The 24,843-nt window shown below is 69.6% G+C and carries 21 protein-coding genes; 6 read left to right on the forward strand and 15 right to left on the reverse strand.

Annotated features, from left to right (window positions below; genetic code table 11):
• The first annotated feature begins 244 nt into the window (after nucleotides 1–244).
• From C1A38_RS20480 to C1A38_RS20490, 3 genes are read left to right on the forward strand one after another with little or no spacing between them, the layout of a single operon-like run.
• A complete protein-coding gene (locus C1A38_RS20480) occupies nucleotides 245–1,291 on the forward strand; it encodes a LacI family DNA-binding transcriptional regulator (protein ID WP_102659373.1) in 1,047 nt (348 codons plus the stop codon).
• A 50-nt stretch (nucleotides 1,292–1,341) separates the two neighbouring features.
• Nucleotides 1,342–2,289 carry a glycoside hydrolase family 68 protein gene (locus tag C1A38_RS20485; protein WP_102659374.1) on the forward strand — a complete coding sequence of 316 codons (948 nt, stop codon included), beginning with the start codon at nucleotides 1,342–1,344 and terminating at the stop codon, nucleotides 2,287–2,289.
• 1 nt (nucleotide 2,290) lies between these two features.
• A complete protein-coding gene (locus C1A38_RS20490) occupies nucleotides 2,291–3,238 on the forward strand; it encodes a carbohydrate kinase family protein (RefSeq protein ID WP_102659375.1) in 948 nt (315 codons plus the stop codon).
• A 40-nt stretch (nucleotides 3,239–3,278) separates the two neighbouring features.
• Here C1A38_RS20490 and C1A38_RS20495 read toward each other — a convergent pair whose 3' ends face one another.
• The 14 genes from C1A38_RS20495 to C1A38_RS20560 form a co-directional block, all read right to left on the reverse strand.
• Entirely contained in the window at nucleotides 3,279–4,457 is a 1,179-nt protein-coding gene (locus tag C1A38_RS20495; RefSeq protein ID WP_158244923.1) for a low temperature requirement protein A, read from the reverse strand.
• A gap of 251 nt (nucleotides 4,458–4,708) precedes the next feature.
• On the reverse strand, nucleotides 4,709–5,230 hold the full coding sequence (locus C1A38_RS20500; protein ID WP_102659377.1) for a flavin reductase family protein: 522 nt from the start codon (nucleotides 5,228–5,230) through the stop codon (nucleotides 4,709–4,711).
• 237 nt (nucleotides 5,231–5,467) lie between these two features.
• The gene (locus tag C1A38_RS20505; RefSeq protein ID WP_102659378.1) at nucleotides 5,468–6,475 is read right to left on the reverse strand and encodes a sulfate/molybdate ABC transporter ATP-binding protein; all 1,008 of its coding nucleotides are present in this window, start codon (nucleotides 6,473–6,475) and stop codon (nucleotides 5,468–5,470) included.
• Nucleotides 6,472–7,305 (reverse strand): sulfate ABC transporter permease, encoded by an 834-nt coding sequence (locus C1A38_RS20510; RefSeq protein ID WP_102659379.1) that lies wholly within the window; start codon nucleotides 7,303–7,305, stop codon nucleotides 6,472–6,474. The genes C1A38_RS20505 and C1A38_RS20510 overlap by 4 nt, the downstream gene beginning before the upstream one ends.
• Nucleotides 7,298–8,146 (reverse strand): sulfate ABC transporter permease subunit CysT, encoded by an 849-nt coding sequence (gene cysT / locus C1A38_RS20515; protein ID WP_102659380.1) that lies wholly within the window; start codon nucleotides 8,144–8,146, stop codon nucleotides 7,298–7,300. Before cysT ends, C1A38_RS20510 begins: the two co-directional genes overlap by 8 nt.
• Complete coding sequence (locus C1A38_RS20520) at nucleotides 8,143–9,162, reverse strand: sulfate ABC transporter substrate-binding protein (RefSeq protein WP_102659381.1); 1,020 nt, start codon at nucleotides 9,160–9,162, stop codon at nucleotides 8,143–8,145. Before C1A38_RS20520 ends, cysT begins: the two co-directional genes overlap by 4 nt.
• A 249-nt stretch (nucleotides 9,163–9,411) precedes the next feature.
• A complete protein-coding gene (locus C1A38_RS20525; protein WP_102659382.1) occupies nucleotides 9,412–9,867 on the reverse strand; it encodes an RrF2 family transcriptional regulator in 456 nt (151 codons plus the stop codon).
• 96 nt (nucleotides 9,868–9,963) lie between these two features.
• Nucleotides 9,964–10,986, reverse strand: a complete 1,023-nt coding sequence (locus C1A38_RS20530) for an ABC transporter ATP-binding protein (RefSeq protein WP_102659383.1) — start codon at nucleotides 10,984–10,986, stop codon at nucleotides 9,964–9,966.
• The gene (locus tag C1A38_RS20535; protein ID WP_102659384.1) at nucleotides 10,983–11,969 is read right to left on the reverse strand and encodes an ABC transporter ATP-binding protein; all 987 of its coding nucleotides are present in this window, start codon (nucleotides 11,967–11,969) and stop codon (nucleotides 10,983–10,985) included. The genes C1A38_RS20530 and C1A38_RS20535 overlap by 4 nt, the downstream gene beginning before the upstream one ends.
• Nucleotides 11,966–12,859 carry an ABC transporter permease gene (locus tag C1A38_RS20540; protein WP_102659385.1) on the reverse strand — a complete coding sequence of 298 codons (894 nt, stop codon included), beginning with the start codon at nucleotides 12,857–12,859 and terminating at the stop codon, nucleotides 11,966–11,968. Before C1A38_RS20540 ends, C1A38_RS20535 begins: the two co-directional genes overlap by 4 nt.
• Nucleotides 12,856–13,800 (reverse strand): ABC transporter permease, encoded by a 945-nt coding sequence (locus C1A38_RS20545; protein WP_102659386.1) that lies wholly within the window; start codon nucleotides 13,798–13,800, stop codon nucleotides 12,856–12,858. Before C1A38_RS20545 ends, C1A38_RS20540 begins: the two co-directional genes overlap by 4 nt.
• A gap of 18 nt (nucleotides 13,801–13,818) precedes the next feature.
• Nucleotides 13,819–15,354: an ABC transporter substrate-binding protein gene (locus C1A38_RS20550; protein WP_102659387.1), complete on the reverse strand. Its 1,536-nt coding sequence runs from the start codon at nucleotides 15,352–15,354 to the stop codon at nucleotides 13,819–13,821.
• Nucleotides 15,355–15,485: 131 nt separating this feature from the next.
• Nucleotides 15,486–16,130, reverse strand: coding sequence for a M23 family metallopeptidase (locus tag C1A38_RS20555; protein WP_102659388.1), 645 nt, complete (start codon nucleotides 16,128–16,130; stop codon nucleotides 15,486–15,488).
• Between the two features lie 162 nt (nucleotides 16,131–16,292).
• Nucleotides 16,293–18,977: a DEAD/DEAH box helicase gene (locus tag C1A38_RS20560; RefSeq protein ID WP_102659389.1), complete on the reverse strand. Its 2,685-nt coding sequence runs from the start codon at nucleotides 18,975–18,977 to the stop codon at nucleotides 16,293–16,295.
• A gap of 187 nt (nucleotides 18,978–19,164) precedes the next feature.
• On the opposite strand from C1A38_RS20560, the gene C1A38_RS20565 reads away from it, so the two are divergent.
• On the forward strand, nucleotides 19,165–22,581 hold the full coding sequence (locus C1A38_RS20565) for a DUF8742 domain-containing protein (RefSeq protein ID WP_102659390.1): 3,417 nt from the start codon (nucleotides 19,165–19,167) through the stop codon (nucleotides 22,579–22,581).
• A 213-nt stretch (nucleotides 22,582–22,794) separates the two neighbouring features.
• On the opposite strand, the gene C1A38_RS20570 is transcribed toward C1A38_RS20565, so the two are convergent.
• Nucleotides 22,795–23,031, reverse strand: coding sequence for a winged helix-turn-helix domain-containing protein (locus tag C1A38_RS20570; protein WP_102659391.1), 237 nt, complete (start codon nucleotides 23,029–23,031; stop codon nucleotides 22,795–22,797).
• A 415-nt stretch (nucleotides 23,032–23,446) separates the two neighbouring features.
• Here C1A38_RS20570 and C1A38_RS20575 point away from each other — a divergent pair, with 415 nt between their 5' ends.
• Together C1A38_RS20575 and C1A38_RS20580 are read left to right on the forward strand one after the other, a co-directional pair.
• The gene (locus C1A38_RS20575) at nucleotides 23,447–24,640 is read left to right on the forward strand and encodes a helix-turn-helix domain-containing protein (RefSeq protein WP_233196926.1); all 1,194 of its coding nucleotides are present in this window, start codon (nucleotides 23,447–23,449) and stop codon (nucleotides 24,638–24,640) included.
• The coding region (locus tag C1A38_RS20580; protein WP_102659392.1) for a hypothetical protein at nucleotides 24,637–24,843 on the forward strand (207 nt) is incomplete at its 3' end. The genes C1A38_RS20575 and C1A38_RS20580, both read left to right, overlap by 4 nt.

Here is a 24,843-nt window from a genome sequence, read left to right on the forward strand (position 1 = left end):
TATCCAATGACAAAATGGCGGATTACGTCCTCCGCCAGCGGCTCAACTACGTCGCTAAACTGATTTAGCAGAGCATGCGCGTGATGCCGGGCACTGTCAAGGAGCAGTTGGCAACGGTCCGGAAACAACCGGTTCACCTGGCGGGTCCGACGCCGGCCAGGCCGCCCGCCGGTGATCGGTCCTTTGCCGCAACGCATCATGATGGGACGGCGGCGCGCGACGGACCGCCGCGATCGGAGGACTGATGGGCCGCGACCGAGCAACCCTGGCCGATGTCGCCAAGCGGGCAGGGCTGTCCAAGACCGCCGCCTCGATGGTGCTCAACGGGCGGGAGGGCACCCGACTGTCCGCCGAGGCGCACCAGCGGGTCTTCGCCGCGGCCGAGGAACTCGGTTACCGGCCCAACGTGGCCGCGCGCAGTCTGCGTACCCGCAAGACCGCCACCATCGCGTTCGTCTCCGACATCGTGGCCACCACCCGCTTCGCCGGTGGCCTGATCCGCGGCGCGCTGGACGCCGCCCGCGAGCGCGACCACGTCCTGCTCATCACCGAGACCCAGGGCGACGCGACGTTCGAGCGGTACGCCATCGAGGCGATCCTGGACCGCCAGGTCGACGGCGTCATCTACGCCGCCATGGCCACCCGCCGCCTGTCCGTGCCGCCGGCGATCCTCAGTGGGCCGGTCGTGCTGCTCAACGCGACGAGCGCCGAGGACCTGCCCTGCGTGCTGCCCGACGACGAGGGGGCGGCCGCCGCGATCGCCGAGACCCTGCTCGGGTGCGGCCACCGGGACCGGATCGCACTGATCGGGCGCAACCGGCAGAAGGAACGTGATCCGGAGATCTCGCTGGCCGCCGAGGCCCGGTTGCGCGGCATCCGAGCCACCCTCGCCGCCGCCGGGGTCTCGCTGCTCGTCGAGAGCTTCTGTCCCGAGTGGCTGCCGGAACACGGCTACACCGCGACCCGGGCGCTGCTGGCCCGGCCGGACCGGCCGACCGCGATCATCTGCATGAACGACCGGCTCGCCTTCGGCGCGTACCAGGCGCTCGGCGAGGCGGGGTTGACCATCCCCGACGACATCTCGGTGATCTCCTTCGACGACGACCCCACCGCCTCGTGGTTGCGCCCGCGGCTGTCCACGGCCGCCCTGCCGCACGAGCAGATGGGGCGACGGGCGGTGGAGTTGCTGCTCGACGGCGAGGCCCCGGCGCAGTCGCTCGTGCCGATGCCGCTGCGGCGGCGCCGGTCGGTCGCCGCGCCGGCCGGCTCACCTGCTGCAGAGCACGACTGACGGCAGTGCGGTGCTAGCCGCTAAACCGATTTAGTGGTACGTTCCCCGCCATGCTACGTCTGCCCGACCACTGGGTGTGGGACAGCTGGTACGCCCAGGACGACGACGGTTCGTGGCACGCGTTCTTCCTGCGTGCCTCCCGGGCCCTGCTCGACCCGCACCGCCGCCACCGGCGCGCCTCGATCGGTCACGCCGTATCGGCGGACCTCCGCTCCTGGCGGCTCGTCCCCGACGCGCTGGTGCCCGCCGACTCCCCCGCCTGGGACGACCTGGCGACCTGGACCGGCTGCACGGTCCGTGGCCCGGACGGACGGTGGTACCTGTTCTACACAGGTGTCGGACGGGCGGAGGACGGTCTCGTCCAGCGCGTCGGCCTCGCCGTCTCCGACGACCTGATCACCTGGCACCGGCACGGCGACGGCCCGCTCGTGGAGGCCGACCCGACCTGGTACGAGCTGCTCGACCCCCAGATGTGGTACGAGCAGGCCTGGCGTGACCCGTGGGTGTTCCCGGACCCGGCCGGCGACGGCTGGCACATGCTCATCACCGCCCGGGCCAACCAGGGACCCGCCGCCGAACGCGGCGTCATCGGCCACGCCACCTCCCCGGACCTGCTGACCTGGACCGTCAAGCCGCCACTGTCCGCACCGGCCGGCTTCGGTCACCTCGAGGTGCCCCAGGTCGCCGTCGTGGACGGCCAGCCGCTGCTGCTGTTCTGCACCAACGCCGTCGCCGACGGCCCCGAGCACCAACTCTGGGTGGTGCCCGCCCCCACCGTCCAGGGCCCCTGGGACGTGGCCGCCGCGCAGCCGATCGCGCTGCCGAACCTGTACGCGCCACGGCTGGTGCCCGACGGCGACGGCTGGTCCCTGATCGGCTTCGTCGACCACGTCGACGGTGAGTTCGTCGGTGCGATCAGCGACCCGGTGCCCGTGCACTACCAGCCGGGCACCGGCCTGCTCCCCCGACTCCCCGCCGCCAGGACCAGCGGAGGCTGAGGTGCACACCAGCGACCCTTCCCCGACGGTCACCGTGCTCGGTGAGGCTGTCGTCGACCTGGTGCAGGACCCGGACGGCCGGTTCACCGCCCACCCGGGCGGCAGCCCGCTCAACGTGGCGGTCGGGCTGGCCCGGCTCGGCGTACCGGCCACGTTGCTCGCCCGCTTCTCTACCAGCCGGTTCGGTCGCCTCCTGCGCGCCCACGCCGACACCAACGGTGTCGACCTGCGTCACGCCGTCGACACCGACGATCCGGCCACCCTGGCGATCGCCTCGCTCGACGACGACGGAGTCGCCACGTACGACTTCTACGTCGACGGCACCGCCGACTGGCAGTGGCGCGACGCGGAGTTGTCCCCCGCGCTGACCGGCCGAGGCATCCTGCACACCGGTTCGCTGGCGGTGTTCCTCTCCCCCGGCGCCGACCGGGTGGCCGACGCCCTGCGTACCGCGCGGGCCCGAGGCACCCTGATCAGCATCGACCCGAACATCCGCGCCGGCCTGCTCGGTGGCCCCGCACCGGCCCGCGCCCGCGTCGAGCACCTGGCGCGACTGGCCCACCTGGTCAAGGCCAGCGAGGAGGACCTGGCCTGGCTCTACCCGGGTCGACCGGTCGAGGACGTGCTGCGGCACTGGCAGGACCTCGGGGTCACCCTCGCGGTGGTGACCCTGGGCGCCGGCGGTGCGCTCGCCGTGTCCGGCCCCCACCACTTCCGGCAGCCGGCTCCGGTCGTCGAGGTGGCCGACACCATCGGTGCCGGTGACGCGTTCACCGCCGGGCTGCTGGCGCAGCTGTCCCGCGCCGCACCCGGATGGCCTGACGCGGACATCGCCGCGGCCCTGCGGTACGCGGTCGAGGTCGCCGCCGTCACCTGCACCCGCCCGGGCGCCGACCCGCCGTACCGACACGAGCTGTCGAACCCTGATCAGCCGGGCACCTCGTCCTGACCACGCCGCGTCCGGTGCCCGCCATCGGAGCTGCCCGGGTTCACGGCTCGCCGGCACTCGTCGGGCCCTGCCGTCGGTCGGCCAGCGCGGACTCGATCCGGGGCAACAACGCAACGCCCACCGTGTAGGCGGCGAGCAGGCCGATGGCCGCCAGGGCGGGCAGGGACCGGCCGACCGGCAGCAGCAGTAGCGGCACCACGCTGACGAGCAGGTGCGCCAACCCGCCGTCACAGCCCGACAGTCTCCGCACCAGCAGCGTACTCATCAGGTAGAGCGAGGTCCCGCCGTAGAGCGCGACGGCGCCCGGCCAACCCAGCGGCTGACCACCCGGCTCGTCACCGGCGGAGACCACGGCGAGCACGTCCTCGAAGCCGAGCGCCGTGTAGATGACGCCGGCGAGCAGCGGCAGGTGCCCCAGGGAGTAGACGTCCGCGCCGACCCGGTCCCGCTGCGCGCCACGCGCGCGCAGCAGCGCCGTTTCGGCGACCGGGCTGACCCGGTCGAAGTGGACCGCCCACAGACAGGAGATCAGTACGAACCCGATCACTGCCGCAGCCAGCACCGTAGGCCTGGTGACCATGACGCCGACGCCGACGCCCACACCGGCCGCGAGGAACGACTCCCCCAGCGCGATGATCAGAATCAGGCCATGCCGTTCGGCGAAGTAGTCGGGACTGCGCAGCGGCCATCCACCGAACCGGTTCTGCACCACCCCGCGATCCCCGCCGACCTCGATCACGAACGCGAGCGCCCACAGCCCGGTCTGCGCCCAGCCGCCGTACACCGCACCGATCAACAGGGGCACCCAGGCCAGCACGCTCGCCATGGCGAAGCGCCGGAGCCGCAACCGCTGCATCGGCCCGCTCACCCAGTAGTAGAGCGACACGTGCACGGCGCGCATCAGCATGTACGACAGGGCCAGCAGCAGTGGCCCATCCAGACCCGGTCCGCTGGTCCAGGCTGCCGGCATGACCAGGGCCGCGACGAAAAGCCCCGCCATCGCCGCCAGTACCGCCAGGCGTACCGGTGGCAGGTCGACGCGCGTCTCGTTGCCCAGCCAGAGGTATCCGGACCAGGCGAACCAGAGCAGCATCAGCAGCAGCAGTCCGCGTCCCATCGCCACCGGGTCCGGTGGCTTGCCCATGAAGGCGACGATGCGGGTGAGGGCGAAGACGAAGACCAGGTCGAAGAAGATCTCGAAGGGGGTGACGGTGGGCACGCCCCGGCCGGGGGCCGGTCGGGGGATCCGCCAGCGCCGGCCCACAGCCAGGCCGGGTCAGCTGCGCGGGAAGGCGAGCGGGCCTCGGCCGGTGTCACTGCCGCCGGATGCCGGGCGGCAGGTCCGCTGCGCTGCACCCTGCCCGCTGCCGTACGCCATCCTCCGACGCCCCTCCCTCACCGCGACCTGCGGCTTTCCCGATGTTAGACAGGCACGGCACGGCGTCGGGACGGTTCGGCGGAAGGGGCGCTTCAGCCGGGTACGTGGGCTGCCGGTAGGCCGGTGTAGCGGCCTCGGTGGTAGAGCAGTGGTGAGCCGGTGCCGGCGCTGCGGAGCAGTTCCGGTTCGGCCAGCACGATGGCGTGACTGCCGACCCTGACCCGGTCGATCACCCGGCACAGCAGCCAGGCCAGCGCATCGGCCAGGACGGGTACGCCCTCCGGGCCGGGCTGCCAACGGGTCGGCGCCGCGAACCGGTTGATCCCGCTGGTGGCGAAGGTCCGCGCGAGTTGGTGCTGGTCGTGGGCGAGCAGGTGCACCCCGACATGCCGTGCCGCCGCCATGGTGGGCCAGCTCGACGAGCCGGTGTCCACGCAGAACGACACGACCGGCGGTCGGAGCGAGACGGCGGAGAAGGAGGTGGCGGTGAATCCGGCCAGCGGGGGGCCGGGCGCGGTGACCACGGTGACCGTGCTCGCCTGGTGACGCAGGAGGTTGCGGAGCTCCGCCACGTCGGCATCGACGGGCTCGAGATCGTCGGTGGGCGGCGCCATGGGGTACTCCCTACGCTCCGGGAACGGCCTCCGGTCAATAACCTACTGATCCGGTTGGTTATGTCGATATTCTGAGCCGGTCTACCGGACCATGACAAGTGGCGTCCAGATCCCGGACGGCTCTCCCCGTTTCGGCCGCAACAGCACGACGCTGTGGGTGCGTTTCCTGCTGCTCCAGCGACAAGAAACGCACCCACAGTGTTCAGCGGACGCCGCGCGCAGGGTGCGCGCCCCGGGTCACGAGGTGGTCGTGGCGAGGCTGGGTTCGGCGGTGCGCTGTTCCGGGGTGCTCACCGTCGTACTGGGGCTGCCCGGCGCGAGCTGCACCCGCACCTCGGAGTCGACCGCGATGCCCAGGGCGAGGAACTCGTTGCGGGTGAGCGTCACCGTCACCGGCTGACCGCCGGTCGTGGCCACGTCGACGCGGATCTCGAAACCGATCCGGGTCACCCGGGTCACCCGGGCGGCCACGCCGGTGGTGCCGTCGGAGAACAGTTGCAGGTCGTGCGGGCGCACCAACTGGTCGCCGAGCTGGGTGACCGGGCCGAGGAAGCGCATGACGAACTCGTTGGCCGGACGGTCGTACAGGTCGTCGGGCGAGCCGATCTGCTCCACCCGCCCCTCGTTGATCACCACGATCTCGTCGGCGACCTCCAGGGCCTCCTCCTGGTCGTGGGTGACGAAGACGGTGGTGACGTGCACCTCGTCGTGCAGCCGGCGCAGCCAGTCCCGCAACTCCTTGCGGACCTTGGCGTCCAGGGCGCCGAACGGCTCGTCGAGCAGCAGCACGGTCGGCTCGACGGCCAACGCCCGGGCCAACGCCATCCGCTGACGCTGCCCGCCGGAGAGCTGCGCGGGCAGGCGCTCGGCGAACTGTTCCAGGTGGACCAGGGCGAGCAGCTCGTCGACCCGCCGACGGATCTCGTCCTTGGGCCGCTTACGGATCTCCAGACCGAAGGCCACGTTGCGGCGTACGGTCAGGTGCTTGAACGCGGCGTAGTGCTGGAACACGAAGCCGACGTTGCGTTTCTGCGGCGGCAGACCGGTGGCGTCCACGCCCTCGATCTCCACCTTGCCGACATCGGCGCGCTCCAGGCCCGCGATGATCCGCAACAGGGTGGACTTGCCGCCACCGGACGGACCGAGCAGGGCGGTCAGGCGGCCGGACGGGATGCTCACCGACACGTCGTCCAGTGCGACGAAGTCGCCGAAACGCTTGCCGACGTTGACAATCTCGATGCTCAACGGTCTTCCTTCGGCCTCAGGACGGACACGACGATGATGCAGGCGACAGCGACGAGAGCCAGCAGGAACGCCGTCGCGTACGAGCCGCCCTTGTCGAAGTTCAGGTACTTCTCCTCGACGACGAGGGTGGCCGTACGGGTCTCGCCGAGCACGTTGCCGGAGACGACCTTCACCGCGCCGAACTCGCCCAGGGAACGGGCCAGGCTGAGCACGACGCCGTAGATCACGCCCCACTTGATCGCCGGCAGGGTGATCCGGCGGAACGTCTGCACGGCGTTGGCGCCGAGGCTGCGGGCGGCCTGTTCCTGCTCGTCGCCGATCTCCTGAAGGACCGGTACGACCTCCCGGATGACAAGCGGCAACGCCACGAACACGGTGGCCAGCACCATGCCCGGAGTGGCGAAGATGATCTGGAAGCCGGCCGCTTCGAGCGTCGGGCCGAACCAGCCCTCCCGACCGCCGTAGACAAGCACCAAGGCCAGACCGACGACGATGGGCGAAACCGACAGCGGCATGTCGAGCAGGGCGTTCAGCGTCCGCTTGCCGGGGAAGTCGTAGCGGACCAGCAGGATCGAGATGCCGACGCCGAACACCGTGTTGATCACGACGGCGGTCACCGCGATGACCACGGTCAGCCGCAGGGCGTGAGTGACGTCGGGATCGGTGAGAATGTCGCCCAGGCTGGTGAAGCCGTCGGCGAGGGCGTTGCGGCCGACCAGGTACAACGGCCAGGCCACCAGGAGGAACAGGTACGCGGTGACCACCGCGCGCAGCACGTACCGGCCGGGCCGGCGACCGACCGGGGTACGGGTGATCGAGTGTTCAGCCACGGCGTACCACCCTCCGCTGGATGACGTCGAGCACGATGATGACGGCCAACGAGATGGCCAGCAGCACCACCGCGACCGCCGCCGCGCTGTCGATGTTGTCGTTCTCGATGCTGCTGAGGATGCGTACGGAGGCCACCTCGGTGCGCATCGGCAGGTTGCCGGTGAGCAGCACCAGTGAGCCGTACTCGCCGACGGCGCGGGCGAACGACAACGCCGCGCCCGCGGCGATGGCCGGGGTGAGGCTCGGCAGCACGATGCGCCGGAAGGTGGTGTACCGGCTGGCTCCCAGCGACGCGGCGGCCTCCTCCACCTCCGGGTCGAGTTCGGCCAGCACCGGCTGCACGGTCCGGACGATGAACGGCAGGGTGACGAAGAGGAAGGCGAGGAAGACCGCGATCCGGGTGTTGGCGATGTTGACCCCGAGCGGGCTGGTCGGCCCGTACAGCGAGAGCAGCACCAGGCCGGCGACGATCGTCGGCAACGCGAACGGCACGTCGATGAGGATCTCCAGCGCCCGCTTGCCGAAGAACCTGTCGCGGACCAGCACCCAGGCGATCAGGGTGCCCATCACGATGTTGACCAGGGTGACGAGCAGGGCGGTGCCCACGGTCAGCCGGATGGTGGCGGCGGTCTGCTCGTTGGTCACCGACCGCCAGAAGCCGGCCCAGCCGCCCTCGGCGGCGGTCACCGCGACGGCGGCCAGCGGGATCAGCACGAGCAGGCTGAACCACACCATGGCCACGCCGAGGCCCAGCCCGGACACCCGGGTCAGCGGCAGGCCGCTCCGGACCGACCGGCGGGGGGCCGCCGGCCGGTCCGGAGCGAGGGTTGCCGAGGTCACTTCGCCTTCCCGGAGGCCGCGATGACCTTGGTGATGATGCCCTCGTTCTCGTCGAAGAACTTCTTGGACAGCGCCGACCAGCTCTCGAAGTCCGTGTCGACGGTGAGCAGCTTCTGCGGGGCCGGGAACGGGTTGGCCGGGTCGAGCGCGCCCTCGATGCCGCTGGTGTCGACGCCGTCGATGATCGGGCGGAAGCCGGTCAGGGCGAACTGCCGCTGGCCCTGCGGGCCGAGTACGAAGTCCAGCCACTCCTTCGCCTTCGGGTCCGCGTCCTTGAGGACGGCGCCCGGGTTCTGGATCAGGATGGTGGTGGGAGGCAGGATCCAGTCGAGATCCTCGCCGTTCTGCCGGGCCAGGATCGTCTCGTTCTCGTAGGCCAGCAGCACGTCACCGGTGCCACCGAGGAAGGTGGTGGTGGCGTCCCGGCCGCTGCCCGGCAGCGACACCACGTTGGCGAACAGCTTGGTGAGGAACTCCTCGGCCTGGGCGTCGGTGCCACCGTTGGCGGCGATGTGGCCCCAGGCGGCGAGGGCGTTCCAGCGGGCGGCGCCGGAGGAGGCCGGGTTGGGCGTGACGATGCCGATGCCGGGCTTGATCAGGTCGTCCCAGCCCTGGATGTTCTTGGGGTTGCCCTTGCGGACGGCCAGGACCACGACCGACGAGGAGACGATGCCCTTGTTCGGGCCGTCGTCCCAGCTCTCCTCGACCAGACCGGCGTCGACCAGGCGGGTCACGTCGCTGCTGACGGAGAAGTGCACGTAGTCGGCCTTGAGGCCGGAGACCACCGCCCGGCTCTGGTCGCCGGAGGCGCCGTAGGAGGACTTGAAGCGGACCCCCTTGCCGGCCTCGGTCTTGTTCCATTCCGCGGCGATGGCCTTGTTGGCCGCCTCGGGCACCGCGAATCCGACGATGTTCAAGGTGCTGGAGTCACTCGCCGAGGTGCCGCCGCCGCAGCCCGACAGGGCCAGGCCGGTGACCATGGCTGCAGCGATGGCCGTTCTGATCCGGAGCCTCATCGCAGGTGTCCTCCTCCAGTGCGCGCCCGCACTCTATATATCCGACCGACTAGATAGGGAATATGCCCGTTTTGGGCTACCAGCAGGAAAAGCAGCGTTGGATCGCGGTCACGGACCGGGCCTCGGTGCCCGGCCGACAACGGTGCGACGACGCGATCCCGACGCGCCCGGCTCACGCCGGCGCGGCAGCATCGATCGCCTGCCCGACCGCGCACCGAATATCCCACCAACTCGACAGGATTTCAAGCCTTAGTCCGGGACGGACCGGGTGCGGACCCGACCGGCGTGGGCATCCGCCGAGCGGTCGACGGGCACAAGCAGGTCGGCGAGGCTGGACCGGTCGACCACCCGCTCGATCGCGCGGTGCACCGACTGCCACACTTCACCCAGCCCGGCGGCCACCCCGTGATACGTCGCCACCTCGGCCGGGGCCCCCCGAACCGTGGTCAGCGGCCCGCCGGTGGCCCGCAGCACGTCACCGACGGTGATCTCCTCCGGTGCCCTGGTCAGCGCGTATCCACCGTCGGAACCGCGTGCGCTGTGCAGCAGACCGGCACGGCGCAGATCCAGCAGGATGCCCTGCAGGAAGGAGTACGGGATGTCTTGGCTGGCCGCGAGCGCCGCCGCCTTCACCAGGGCCGGGTGCTGCTGCGCCATCGCCAACATGGCTCGTACGGCGTAGTCCGATCGCGCTGACACGTACACGCCTACGTCCCCGGTGCCCTACATACTCCATCGAACATATAGGGATACTGGACAAGGTCGTACGGCGCGTCAAGTGCCATGGTGCCGGCGGAGGCGTCAGGAGACGCGCATCGCCCGTACGGCCTCTCCCGCGTACAGGCAGGCGGCCCGGTGCCCGGCGGCGACCTCGACGAGCGCCGGGTCGGTCTCGGCGCAGTCGGGTCGGGCCTGCGGGCAGCGGGTCCGGAACCGGCAGCCACTGGGCGGGTCGACCGGGCTGGGAATGTCCCCGCTGAGGATGACCCGCCGACGTTCCCGCTCGACCTGCGGATCCGCCACCGGAATCGCCGACAGCAGCGCGGCGGTGTACGGATGCGCGGGCTCCCGCCAGATCTGCGCCGGTGTGCCGCTCTCCACGATGCGACCCAGATACATCACCGCCATCCGGTCGCTCATGTGCTCGACGGCGGCCAGGTCGTGGGCGATGAACAGGTAGGTCAGTCCCAGGTCCCGTTGCAGCCCGCGCAGCAGATTCATGATCTGCGCCTGCACGCTGAGATCGAGCGAGGCGATCGGCTCGTCGAGGACGATCAGGTCCGGCTCGCCGGCGAGCGCGCGGGCGATACCCACCCGCTGCCGCTGGCCGCCGGAGAGCTCGTGCGGGTGCCGGTCGGCCAGGTCCCGTCGCAGACCCACCGCGTCGAGCAGTTCCTCGACGCGGCGACGACGAGCGGCGGAGCTGTCGACGAGCCGGTGCACGATCAACGGCTCGGCGATGCTGGACCCGACGGTACGGCGCGGGTCGAGCGACGCCTGCGGATCCTGGAACACCATGGCGACCCGACGCCGCAACGCCCGCAGCTGCCGACGTGACCAGCCGGTCACGTCCTGCCCGGCCACCCGGACACTGCCCGTGGTGGGATCGACCAGGCGCAGCAGCGCCAGACCGGTTGTCGACTTGCCGCTGCCCGACTCCCCCACCAGCCCCAGCGTCTCGCCCCGGCGTACCTGCAACGACACCCCGTCGACCGCCCGGACCACACCGGCCGAGGTCGGGAACCAGACCCGCAGGTCGTCGAGTTCGGCGACCACGTCGGTCGATCCCCGCTGCGTCGGCACCTGCACCTCACCGCGCTTCATCGGCCCTCCCCGTCGGGTCGCTGCGGGTAGAAGGTGCGGACGTGATGTGCGCCGGCAACCGGGACCAGCGGCGGCAGCTCGTGCTCGCATCGGGCGTCGCCGCGCACCGGGCAGCGGGGCCAGAAGGCACAGCCGGCAGGTAGGTCGTGCGGGCTGGGTGGCGCGCCGGCGATGGTGACCAGGTCGCCACCGCCGGCCCCCGGCTCGGGTCGGGCGGCGAGCAGAGCCGAGGTGTACGGGTGCCCCGGCCGGTCGAACACCGCCTCGACCGGCCCCTGTTCGACGATCCGCCCGGCGTACATCACCGCCACGGTGTCCGCGATGCCGGCGACCACGCCCAGGTCGTGGGTGATCCAGACGACCGCGGTGCCGAGGCGCTGTTGCAGGTCGGCGACCAGCTCGACGATCTGGGCCTGGGTGGTGACGTCCAGCGCGGTGGTCGGCTCGTCGGCGATCAGCAGATCCGGTTCGCAGGCCAACGCCATGGCGATGACCACCCGTTGGCGCATGCCGCCGGAGAACTGGTGCGGGTAGGCGTCCACCCGTTGCGCGGCCGACGGGATGCCGACCAGGTCGAGCAGCTCGATGGCGCGGGTGCGGGCGGCCCGCCGGGTCAACCCGAGATGTTCCTCGCCGGCCTCGGCGACCTGCCGACCCACGCTCAACACCGGATTGAGCGAGGTCATCGGATCCTGGAAGACGAACCCGACGTGCCGACCCCGCATCCGCCGCCGCCGATCCGCCGGCAACGCGGTGAAGTCCGACCCGAGCAGCCGTACGCTGCCGGTCACCCGGGCGGCGCGCGGCGCCAGGCCGGTGGCGGCGAGCACGCTCATGCTCTTGCCGCTGCCCGACTCGCCGACCAGGGCGAGGGTCTGCCCCGCCTGGACCGACCAGTCGACCCCGGCCACGGCGCGGGCCGGACCACGCCGGGTGCCGATGGTGACGGTGAGCCCCGACACGGCCAGTACGGCATCGCTCATCCGGTGCTCCTCCTGGCCTCGTTGACAGTCAACTGACGGGGGTCGAGCACGTCACGCAACGCGTCACCGACCAGGTTGAACGCCAGCACGGTGCAGAAGATGGCGGCACCCGGAAAGACACCCAGCCACCAGGCGTCGGTGACGAAACCCCGACCGTCGTAGAGCATCCGACCCCAGGCGGGGGCCGGCGGCTGCACCCCGAGACCGAGGAAGGACAGCGCCGCCTCGGACAGGATCGCGAAGGCCAGCGACAGCGACGTCTGCACGATCAGCGGCGCGGCGATGTTCGGCAACACGTGCCGACGCATGATCCGCAGGTCGGACGCGCCGATGGAAACCGCAGCCCGGACGAAGACCTGCTCCCGCACCGAGAGCACACCGGCCCGGGTGACCCGGGCGAAGATCGGCGTGTAGACCACCCCGATGGCGATCATCGCGGTGAGCAGGCCCGGCCCGAGCACCGCCACGATGGCCACCGCGAGCAGCAGCACCGGGAACGCGAACAGCACGTCCATGCAGCGCATCAGCAGGTTGTCCACCCAGCCCCGGTAGTAGCCGGCGAACAGGCCGAGGGTGACCCCGGCGAGCAGGGCGATGCCGACGCTGACCGCGCCGACCTGAAGGGACACCCGGGCGGCGACCATGACCCGGCTGAGCACGTCGCGGCCGAGTTCGTCGGTGCCGAACGGATGCGCCCAACTGGGCGCCTGCAGCATCCGGTCGACGTCCACGTCGTTGATGCCGGACGGTGCCAGCCACGGCCCGGCCACCCCGACCACGACCAGCAGCACCAGGACCGCGGTACCGGTCAGGGCCAGCGGGTCGTGGCGCAACGCCGACGCGGCACGCCGCAACTGCCCCTCGCTCGGGCTGACCGTCGGCGCGCTCATTTGACAGTGATCCTCGGGTCAAGGCGGGCATAGAGAATGTCCACCAACAGGTTGACCAGTAGGAACAGCGCCGCGACCAGCAACACCGCGCCCTGGAGTACGGGATAGTCGCGGGCCTGGACCGCGTCGAAGGTGAGCCGGCCGATGCCCGGCCAGGCGAACAGCACCTCGATCACGATCACCCCGCCGAGCAGGCTCGCCAACTGCACCGCCACCACGGTGACCACCGGGATCAGGGCGTTGCGCAGCACATGCCGCAACACCACCACCCGGGTCCGCAGTCCCTTCGCCTCGGCGGTACGGACGTAGTCCTCCGACAGCACCTCAAGCATCGACGAGCGGATGAACCGGGTCAGGATCGACGCGGTCACCAGGCCCACGGTCGCCGCCGGCAGGGCGACGTGCGACGCCCACCGGGCCGGGTCCTCGGTCAACGCCACGTACCCCGACGGCGGCAGCCAGCCGAGCACCCCGGCGAAGAGCAGGATGCCCATGATGCCCATCCAGAAATCCGGCACTGAGACACCGAACTGGCTGAACACCCGCGCCGCGTGGTCGACGAACGATCCGCTGCGCATGGCCGACACGATGCCCAACGGCAGGGCGATCACCAACGCGAACAGCACAGCGGTCACGGCCAGCGACAGCGTCGCGGGCAGTCGCTCCAACACGATGGCGGTGACCGGCCGACCGCTGCGGAAGCTGACCCCCAGGTCGCCGGTCAGCGCCCGCCGCAGATAGTCGAAGTACTGCACCACCAGGGGCTGGTCCAGCCCGGCCCGAGCCCGCAGCGCCTCGTAGGTCTGCGGGTCGAACCGGGTGCCCAGCGCCACCCGGACCGGGTCACCCGGCACCAGTTGCAGCAGCAGGAACACCACGAGGGTGACGCCGAGCAGCACCACACAGGACTGGAGCAGTCGGCGGATGACGAAGCGGGCCACCTGCGGTCCCCTGCCCGCTCACCGTGTCAACGCCACGTCGCGGAACCGGATCGCCCGGTCGGTGCGTACCTGATAGCCGGTGACCTGTTTCGACCAGCCCTGCGCCACGTCGGGGTTGTAGAGGTAGATGTAGCTGGCGTCGTCGACGATCTGCTTGGCCACCTGCTCGTACTGCTGCTTGCGGGCGCCCTGGTCGGTCTGCGTGCGGGCCCGGTCCAGCAGTTGGTCGACGGCGGGGTTGTTGTACTTGTGGAAGTTGAACGTGCCGCCGCTGTGGTGCTGGGCGTAGTAGAACTCGTCCGGGTCGATGTTGCCCAGCCAGCCGAGCATGAACGAGTCGAAGTTGCCGTTGCCCTGCTCGTCGAGCCACTGCGCGAAGTCCAGCGTACGGATCTTGACGTTGACGCCGATCGCTTCCAGCTGTGAGGCGATGACCTGGGCGGCGGTGACCGTCTCCGGGTACTCGCTCGTCACCATCAGGTCCATGGTCAGGTCACTGACCCCGGCCTGGTCGAGCAGCTGCCGGGCCTGGTTCACATCGTGCGAGTACGGGGCGTACTCGTAGTAGAAGGCGCTGTTCTGCGGAATCGCCGTCTGGTTGACCGTGGCCAACCCGAACTTGGCGGCCTTGGTGATCGCCTCGCGGTCCAGCGCGAACGCGATCGCCCGGCGCACGTTGACGTCGTCGTACGGCTTACGCGCCTGGTTGAGGGCCAGGTACCAGTAGTCCGTCGACGGCACCGACTCGACGGTCGGCTCGTCGCCGTCGAGCAGCGCGGGCACCTGCTGCGGGGGCAGGTTGTCGGTCCACTGCACCTCGTTGCCGCGCAGGTTCTGCAACGCCACCGTGGGGTCGCTGACGAAGGTGAACCGCACCCCGTCGAGCTTGGGCCGCTCACCCCAGTAGTTGTCGTTGCGGACCAACTGGATGTTGTCGCCGGAGGTGTAGCCGCCGATGGCGAAGGGTCCACTGCCGATCGGCTTGGTGGTGATCTCTCCGGACTCCACGTTGGCCTTCTGCACGATCGCCACCCCCTTGAAGCCGCCCAGGTTGGCCAGCAGATTCGGGGTGGGCGCGGACAGGGTGATGACCACGGTGGTCGGGTTCGACGCGGCCACCGACTTGACGGTGCCGAACTTGTACGCCGTGTTCAGCTTCTCGTCGATGATCCGGTTGTACGAGTAGACGACGTCCTCGGCGGTCAACGGCGTACCGTCGGAGAACTTGACCCCCTCGCGCAGGGTGAACGTCCAGGTCAGCTGGTCGTCGCTGGTGGTCCACTCGGTGGCCAGCGACGGCTGCATCTCCAGGTTCGCGTCCGGCTCCACCAGGGTGTCGAAGACGTTCTCCAGCACCTGGAAGCTGTAGTAGGCCGAGGTCTTGTGCGGGTCGAGCTGGTCGGGTTCACCACCGATGGCGGCGTTGAGGACACCGCCCGCGGCGGTCCCGTTCCCGCCGTCGACATCGACGCCCTCCCCCGCGCTGCACCCGGCCGCCGCGAGGAGCGTCAGCGCGAGTGTGGCCCCGGCCAACCGGAATCTGGTGCTGGACATGGTCCTCCCCCTGGATTCTGCTGCCTGCTGCCGGCCCCCACGCTAACCGCAAACCATCCGACCGGCAGGTTGGAGACCTGCAGTCGACGAGCATCGCCATCGAGATGTGACCTTGTGCGCGCCGGCCCGCCTCAGCCCGGGTCGCCGGCAGCGCAGTTGTTACTTGTCAATCGAACGGTGTACTCGGCGTCGTCGTGGGTGATGCCCGACGGCTGACCGTCGAACCACGTCTCCACCTTGCGCCATCCCGCACGCTGCTCATAGTGCAGGTGCGGGGCACCGGAATTGCCGGTGCTGCCGATCCGCCCGATCTGCTGCCCCTGGGCGACCCGCTGCCCGACCTGCACCATCGGCGGTTCCAGCAGGTGCAGGTACTGGGTCTCCCACCGCCCGCCGTGGTCGATCTTCACCCAGTAGCCGCCACCGCGGCCCCGAGGCCCGTCCGGATCCTCCGGCGTACGCCCACCGAGCGACCCGTTGATGCCCGCCACGGTCACCGTGCCCGCGTACGCGGCGAGCACCGGCTGCCCCCACGGATCACCGTCGAGGGGGAAGAAGTCCACGTCGTTGTCGCCGTGACCGGGATAGGTGCCCAACTGCCAGGTCTCCCCGCACCCCACCGGCATCTGGAACAACGGCCGCGGCCCCGGCGGCAACACCTGCGGCACCACGACGTACGCGACCGCGCCGAGCACCCCCACCAGCCCGACCACCAGCAGCAGCCAGGGCAGACGCCGACGGCGTCGCCGGTGTCCTCGAGGTCGGCCGGTCGTCACGCCCCGAAGCATTTCAGACGTCGACAACGCCACTCGCTTGCCCTACGGGAACAGCCCACGGCGGTCGCCGAGCCAGGTGGTGTGCAGGCCCTGTCGAGCTGAGAGCGAGAACGGATCGAGACGACCGGTTTCCAGCACGCACTGGAAGCGCCTTGTTCAGGACTATGCCGGCGTACTGTCCTGGGTGCCGGTGCGGGGGGAAGCGCGTTCGAACAGGCGTCGACGCTCGGCTGCCAGCACCTCTCGGACGAGTTCCGCCTCGGTGAGGTCCACTGCCTCCGGGCTTGAATCGGCCATGTCACTGACCCTGGCGAAATCGTCGAATATGCGGCGCTTGTCCGCCAACAGGTCGGCGATGCGTTGGTCGACGCCCTCGTCGGAGAGCAGCCGGTGAACCTGCACCGACTGCACCTGCCCCATCCGATGGGCGCGCGCGACAGCCTGCGCCTCGGTCGTCGGCTTGAGTTGAGGCTCGCAGATGACGACGACGGACGCGGACTGAATGTTGAGTCCCACGCCCCCAGCGACGATCTGGGCCACCAGGACGGCACCGTGTCGGGCAGCCGAGAACCGGTCCACCATCTGCTGGCGGTGGCTCGGCGGCACCGACCCGGTGAGTGGTCCGAACACCGGCCCGGGAAGGGACCGGGCGACCAGGTCGAGCACCTCCCTGAAGTGGGAGAACACGATGACTCGCCGCTCGTTGTCCTCCGCTTCGCGGACGATCTCGATGAGGCGTCTCAGCTTCGTGGACTGAGGCCCCTCAAGCACGGCCGCCTGGCGCATCTCCATGAAGTTGCCCCGCTGGACGGCCCCCCGATATCGGGACAGGTCCGCCTCGGACATCGGAAGCCATTCCTCAACCTCGATGAGTTGCGGAAGTTCGGTCAGCACGTCTTCCTGGTTACGACGCAGGTACGCGGGTGCGATCTGCCGCCGGAAGCGCTTGGGTGACAGATCGTTCGCGTCCACCGTGAGATCGGGGCGTACGTAGGAGGCAAGGTTGCGGAACTCGTCGACCTTGTTCTCCAGCGGCGTGCCCGTGAGCAGAATGGCCCGCTCAGCGCGCGCAATGAGCTCCTTCGTCCTCATCGTTCGCTGGGCGTACGGGTTCTTGATGTAGTGGGCCTCGTCCACCACGGCACAGGCCAACTGGCGGCACTTCTGTAGCTCCGACTCCCACCAGGCCAGGGTTTCGTACGTGGTGACGGCCACTCCACCGTCCCGCTGCCAGAGGCGGGCCGCGCGATCCCGCTCCGGGCCGTGGACCCGGTGCGGTCGCAACGTCGACTTGCCGCCGAGTTCGCGGATCCAGTTGGTCACCACGGAGGCTGGGCACACCACCAGGAAGTGGGTCTTTCCCCGGCTACGCAGATGGGCCAGGACAGCGATGGCCTCGACGGTCTTGCCGAGACCCATTTCGTCCCCAATGATCACCTTGCGTTGCACGAGGGCGAACCGGGCGGCGAAGCTCTGGTAGCCACGCAGCGAGGCGGTCAGGTGTTCGCCGTCGAGTGCCTGGTCACGGACGGCCTGAATGATCTCATCGGGAAGATCGCCGTGTGCCGCCTCCTCGTCGTCGGTGATGAAACCCAACTCGGCGAGCATCGCGAAGTAGTCGGCGGGTCGGGCGAGAAAGTCATCCCACGGGTCTGCCGACTTGCTCTGCCGGCCGGATGTGGTCGATATGCCGAGCAGTTCGGCCCGCCGCATGACGATCTGGATGCCCTCGCGCACCCCTGCGGCGGTGAGACCCCGGGTCGGAATCACGAGCAGGTGACTCGTGGCATGGTTCACGACCTTCGCCAGCGGCGCGAGTTCGGCGGCGCGTTCGAGGTCGGCTGCCGCCCCTCGGGTCTGCCGGTACGCGTCCCAGACGGCAAGGCTACGCAGCAGGTTCGTGGTTTCCGACCGACGGTGGCTGATGTCGATGCGGACCGGCATCTCGTCGTATGTCGTCTGCCAGATCGCACGGGCAGCGCCGATCATCCGTCGAGCCGAGGTCTCCCCCACCCCCGGAAGCGCCTGCAACGAGGTGCCGACGCGTAGCACGCCCTGCACGGTGGTGATGCCTGCCTCCGCGAGGGGCCCGAGCCGGAGCCGGTCGCGGGTGGCGGCCTTCAACGCCTCCACCGGCATCTCCTGCAACAGCCGTTCGACCTCGGCACGTCTGACCTTGTCACCGGCGTCGCGTGCAGCCGAGCGGTACGACTCCTCACCGGCCATCGCCTTGGCGACAGTGGCCAGCGCCTCCGGCAGGCCCTCGAAAACCGCCCGGGGCATGAGTTCCGGTTGCGGACCGGGCCGTCCGGTGACGAGGTCGAAGCGGAGAGCCGGGTGGAGCAGGTCGTCAATCCTGGCCCGGGCTGGGTCGAGGGGGGCGGTGTAGACGCCGAGCTGGGCTAGGCGCTGCGGTCCACCGGTCCCGATGATCTCCGCGTGCCTGCTCCGCAGGAACTCAGCCGCAGTGACCGCTGACTGCCGCCTTGCGGCCCCGGTGAAGAAGCGCCGCACACCGAGCAGGGGTACGACATCGGCGACGGCGCGAGGTACGTCGTTGGTGAGCAGACGCAGCAGGGCGCGATCGGCGTTCGTCGTCGCGGGTAGCATGGCCCGCTCCCACAGTCGGTGGACGAGAGTCCGGTCGCTGTCGGAGAGCGCGACTACCTGCCACGCGGGCTGCCCGGACCGGGTGACCACGACGCTGCGCGCGCGCAGGGCCGCCTCGGCACTGCCGGCGCTGTCCCAGACAGCCTGGTGCCAACCTTGGGCGTCCCCAGCGAGTTGACTCCATCGCTCGAAGTCCGCCGTGAGGCGGCGCATCTCTTCACGCTCGGTCTTGTTCATGCGCACCTGATGATCGAGGGATTGAGGACGGTACCGTAGTGCACCCTCCAACTCCTGTCGGTGGCTGTCGCAAAGCCGACGCCAGCGCCATAACGGCTGGTCGCGCGGCCTAGGTCGAGGCGACGCCGGCCGGTCGCGTCGATGACCACCGGTAGGCTCTCGCGAGCTGTCGTTGGGGAGGTGGCGGGTGCGGCTCGAGGAGCTTTCGTCAGGTGTCCGGTTGACCGGGGTGGTGCCCGGTGAGACCGTGTCGGTGCTCGCGGTGCAGTGGCATGGGCGTGATGCCGTGGAGCTGACCTACAAGACCCTTGACGGGGCTCTCCGCCAGCAGGTGATCTTCCGGGCCGACGAGGCCAAGCTGAGTCCCTCTGACGCGGGCAGTCGACCATTCGACGCCAGCGCCGAAGAGTTCCGGCTGGTCGCCGAGGCGCAGCGGATCTCCCTGGCCGGTCTGTTCGATCCGATGCTTGCGGTGGCGACCAGCGACGTGCAGCCTCTCCCCCACCAGATCCGGGCTGTCTACGGCGACATGCTCGACCGGACGCCGCTGCGCTTCCTACTGGCCGACGACCCGGGTGCCGGTAAGACCATCATGGCCGGCCTCTACATCAAGGAACTGCTGCTCCGAGACGATGTGCAGCGCTGTCTGATCGTGGCCCCCGGCGGACTCGTCGACCAGTGGCAGGACGAACTGTTCTTCAAGTTCGGCCTCCGCTTCGACATCCTGACCATGACGATGGTCGACGCCGCACTCGGATCGAACCTGTTCGAGCAGCACCCGCTCCTCATCGCCCGAATGGACCAGCTGGCCCGCAACGAGAATCTGGTGAGCCACCTTGACGAGGCCGACTTCGACCTAGTCGTGGTCGACGAGGCGCACCGGATGGGCGCGCACTACTTCGGCGGCAAGCTGACCAAGACCCGGCGCTTCCAGCTGGGGGAGAAGCTACGCGACCGCACCCGTCACCTGCTGCTGATGACAGCCACCCCACACGCCGGGAAGGAGGAGGATTTCCAGCTCTTCCTCACCCTGCTGGAGCGCGACGGTTTCGAGGGCAGGTTCAAGGCGGGGGTCCACAACCCCGACACCAGCGGCCTGATGCGGCGCATGGTCAAGGAGGATCTGCTCACCTTCGAGGGCAAGCCACTCTTCCCCGAGCGCATCGCCCAGACCGTGCCCTACGAACTCACCGCAGACGAACGGGACCTCTACGAGCGGGTCACCGAGTACGTACGCGAGGGAATGAACCGTGCCGCCCGGCTGGACGACAAACGCCGCAACACCGTGGGCTTCGCGCTCACCGTGCTCCAACGCCGACTGGCTTCCAGCCCGGAGGCGATCCATCAGTCGCTGGTCCGACGCGCCGGACGACTCAAGCGCCACCGAGACGAGCTGATCCATGGCCGTGTCGCGGGAGCAGGGCCGGTCCTGATCGACCCACGGGACTGGGACAGCGACGAGCGCAGCGCCGAAGAGGTCGAGCAGATCGAGGAGGAGTTGCTCGACGCGGCCACCGCAGCCCGCACCATCGAGGAACTCAACGCGGAACTGACCGACCTCGACAAGCTCATCGACTCCGCCCGCTGGGTCCGCAACCTCGACACCGACCGCAAATGGGTCGAGCTACGCAGGATCCTCGAAGACAACGACCTCATCCACCCCGGCGCCGAGAATCCTCGGAAGCTGATCATTTTCACCGAGCATCGGGACACACTCAACTATCTGGCTCGCAAGATCCGATCCCTGTTCGGTAAGCCGGAGGCCGTACAGGCCATCCATGGTGGGGTCCGACGCGTGGACCGGCGGGCCATCACCGAGGAGTTCACCAAGAACCCGGCCTGTCAGATCCTGCTGGCCACCGACGCGGCCGGTGAAGGCCTCAACCTTCAAGCCGCACACCTCATGGTCAACTACGACCTGCCATGGAACCCGAACCGCATCGAACAACGCTTCGGGCGAATCCACCGAATCGGCCAGATCGAGGTGTGCCGACTGTGGAACCTCGTCGCCGCGAACACCCGCGAGGGCGAGGTCTTCGCCCGGTTGCTGCAGAAGGTCGAAGAGCAGCGCAAGGCGTACGGGGGCAAGGTCTTCGACGTTCTGGGTTCGGCTTTCGACGAGACCCCGCTGCGGGACCTGCTCATCGAAGCCATCCGGTACGGCGACCTTCCGGAGACCCGGGCCAAGATGGAGAAGGTCATCGACGCCTCGGTCGCCAACGGCCTCAAGGAGCTTCTGGAGGAGCGGGCGCTGACCCGCGACGCGATGTCCGACGCCGATCTGACCCAGATGCAACGCCGCATGGAGGAGGCGCGGGCGCGTCGACTGCAACCGCACTACATCGAGTGGGCGTTCCGGTTCGCCTTCCAGCGCCTAGGTGGCCGGTTGGCCCGGCGTGAACGTGGCCGCTACGAGATCGGCCACGTCCCCCCGGCCATCCGCGCGGTGACCAAGCATGGCCCGGTGGCCAGCCGTTACGAGCGGGTCACCTTCGAACTCGACCACATCAGCGTGGCGGACCGGCCCCGCGCGGACCTGCTGGCCCCCGGGCATCCCCTGCACGACGCCGTGGCGGAGCTGATCATCAGTCAACTACGGCCCACCCTTGAACGCGGCACCGTGCTGGTCTCCCCCTCGGTCGAGGAGCCGACCTTGCTGGTCGGAGTGGTGGAGGAGGTCGTCGACGGCACCGAGGAGTGCATCGCCCGCCGCTTCGGCTACGCCTATGTCGACGCCACCGGCCAGGTCAGGCCCGCCGGCCCGGCACCGTACCTGGACTGCATGGCCGCCCCGCCCACCCCCGCGAAACGGCTGCCCTGGCTGGATGATGCCGAGGCCAAGGCCCGGACCTGGATCATCGGCCACCAGTTGAAGGACTACCTGGCAGAGGTCTCGCCGCGCCGCTTGGCCGAGATCGAGCGCACCCGCGCGCGGGTCGATCAGCGGCTTGTGCACGAGTCCAACCGGCTCATCAGCGAGGCGATGGCCGCCCGGGACAAGGAACAGGCCGGCATCAAGCCCGCGGAGAGCTCCGATGGCCTCTTGCGTAAGGCACAGGAACTCCAGGCCCGCCGGGAGTCGCGGCTGGCGTTGCTCGACCAGCAGGCCCGGTTAGCCACCAAGCCCCCGCGCATCATGACTGCCGCTCTGGTGCTGCCGTTGTCGGCGGTCGGTGCCGACATCCCCGCCGACGCTCCCATCCACGCCAAGGAGACGAGGGCCGTCGAACGGCGCGGAATCGAGTTGGTGCTCGCCACCGAGCGCGCACTCGGCCGTGATCCCCGGGAAGAGGCCTTCAACAACCCCGGGTACGACATCCTGTCCCTCCCCGCGGACGCCGGCCCGTCGGTCCGCATTGAGGTCAAGGCCCGCATCGAGGGCGCCGAGGACTTCTTCGTCACCCACAACGAGGTCATCACCGGCAAGAACGCCGCCCCCCACTACCGACTTGCTCTGGTCACCGTCAGCAAGGCGGGCCCCGAACATGACCAGGTGCGGTACGTCACCAACCCGTTCGCAGGGATCGACCTCGGCGACCTCGCCGCCACCGGCATCCGGATCAACTGGCCGAAAACCTGGGCGGGCGGCACCCCACCCTGCTGAGTTGTTGAGTTCGGCGCCGTTGCGTTGAGGGGCGCCAGACACGACCGCACGGCTCGCGAGTGGCCGTGCGCGGCCCCTGTCGCACCGGGAACTGCCGAGCACAAAGATCACGATCGGTCTTGCGCATTACCTACGCGCCTCCGCGTGGGGTCGGGCGACCCGGTCCGTCTCGGTAATCGCGAGGAAGCTCGACCCACTGTCGGCGCGCCTTGCTCACTCGGACTTGTGTTCCGGCTCAGCCACGTAGACGCCCTTACCTGGATGCCCCTCGACCAATTCCCTGTCCTTCAGAAGCGACATGACCCGGTGGATGGTGGAGATGTGCACGCCGTACTGCTCGGCAAGCTGACGTGTGGACGGCAGCTTCTCGCCCGGCGCACGCTCACCAGATTTGATCTGGCTTGTGATCTCGTTCGCTATGCGCCGGTAGTCAACTTTCTCGGTCGGCATATGGATCTCCGTCGGTTCCCTGGCTTCGGCACGCCAATCTGATCACGAAGGAACCTGTTCCAGCAAGTTTCATGATCTAGCTACATGTGCCTTGACCTACTCCAACATGTAGGAGTGGGTTCCATGCCGGGTCGGTTCCCTGGTTTCGGCAAACTCCTTGGTTCCGGCCCGCATACCCACCCCTGAGAGTGCTCCGCACGCACTGCGGTGGGCACCTACTCGATACAGGGCGGAAGGTTCCGAATGGTCAACCTCCTGGAAAGGCCGTCTGGTCCCTGCGGGCCATCGGACCGAAGCGCTGCGCCTGGATGTCATGCGGCGGCAGGCTGTGGATTGACGTTCGCCCTACTCGTCGGCGCGCGAACGGCAGAGCATGGGTAGGCCACGTTCGACTGATCCACAACGGGATCGCGCCGTGGAGAGTGAGGTGCCGGTCGGGCGGCGGGTGGCGTACTGGCGGGTGCGGCGGAGGATGTCGCAGCAGGTGTTCGCCGATCGGCTCGGCAAGTCGAAGAGCTGGGTGGACAAGGTCGAGCGGGGCGTACGGGCGCTGGACAAGGTCTCCACGTTGCGGGACATCGCCGCCGCCCTACGCATCGATCAGGCGATGCTGCTCGGGCAGGACAGTCGGCCCCTCGAGGTGACCACGCGGGTCGAGGGCGTGGAGTCGATCCGGGCGGCGCTGTGCGCGTACGACATCGCTTTTGATCGGCCGACGGCGCGCCGGAACCCGCCGGACGGGGCCGCGCTGGCTGGCTCGGTGGCGCACGCCTGGACCAGCTATCAGCTTGCCCGGTACCCGCCGCTGATCGGGTTGCTGCCCGAACTGGTGGCCGGCGCGCAGCGGGGGTATGCCCGTGAGCCGCAGGAGGGTCGGGTGTCGCTGGTGGAGGCGTACCGGGTGACCGCGTCGCTGCTGGTCAAGTTGGGTGAGGCCGAGTTGGGCTGGCTGGCCGCCGACCGGGCGATGAGCGTGGCGGCCGGTGATCCGATGCTGACGGCGGCGGCCACCGTGCAACTCGGTCAGGTGTTGCGGGCCGGAGGTCGGGCGCGGGAGGCGGGCCGGGCCACCCTCGCGGCCGCATACCGGATCGGTCAGGCCGATCCTGACCCGGCGCGACTGTCGTTGTGCGGGACGTTGCTCGTGCAGGCGGCGCTCGCGGCGGCCCGGCACGGCGACGAACCAGCCGTTGCCACCCGCCTGGACGAGGCCGCCGACCTGGCCGCCGAGGTCGGCGACGGGCACGACCACCAGCACACCGGCTTCGGACCGACGGCGGTGGCTCTCGCCGGGGTCACGGTCGCAGTCGAGTCGGGTACGACCGACGAGGCGATTGCCCGACACGAGGAGGCGATCGGGCGTGATGGTTGGCGATGGTTGCCGCCCGAGCATCGCGCCGCTCACCTGATCGATGTCGCCCGCGCGTACCTTCAGGATGCCGACCCGGTCGGCGCCACCCGGATGTTGTTGGAGGCCGACCGGATCGCGCCCGCCGAGGTACACCACCGGCCCGCCGCCCGGCAGGTGCTCGCCGACACCCTCCGCCACCCCGACGCGCCGTCCACGGTTCTCGCGCTCGCCGCCACCCTGGGGGTGACCCGAGGATGACCGCCCCCTTCCTGACCCTGGCCCAGATCCTCAACCGGCTCACCCTGACCGCCCGCTGGACCCTGCGTGACCACCAGCCCGGCCGGGACGGCCGCTGCCCCCTCTGCCGCGTCCCGGATTGCGCCCTGGCTGCCGCCGCCCGCGACGTGCTCACCACGATCAAGCAGACCCGCTGGGCCCCGCCCAACCCTCCCCACAACCCC

Origin of the sequence: Verrucosispora sp. ts21, assembly GCF_002879555.1 — a bacterium.
In the GTDB taxonomy this organism is placed as follows: Bacteria; Actinomycetota; Actinomycetes; order Mycobacteriales; family Micromonosporaceae; genus Micromonospora; species Micromonospora gifhornensis.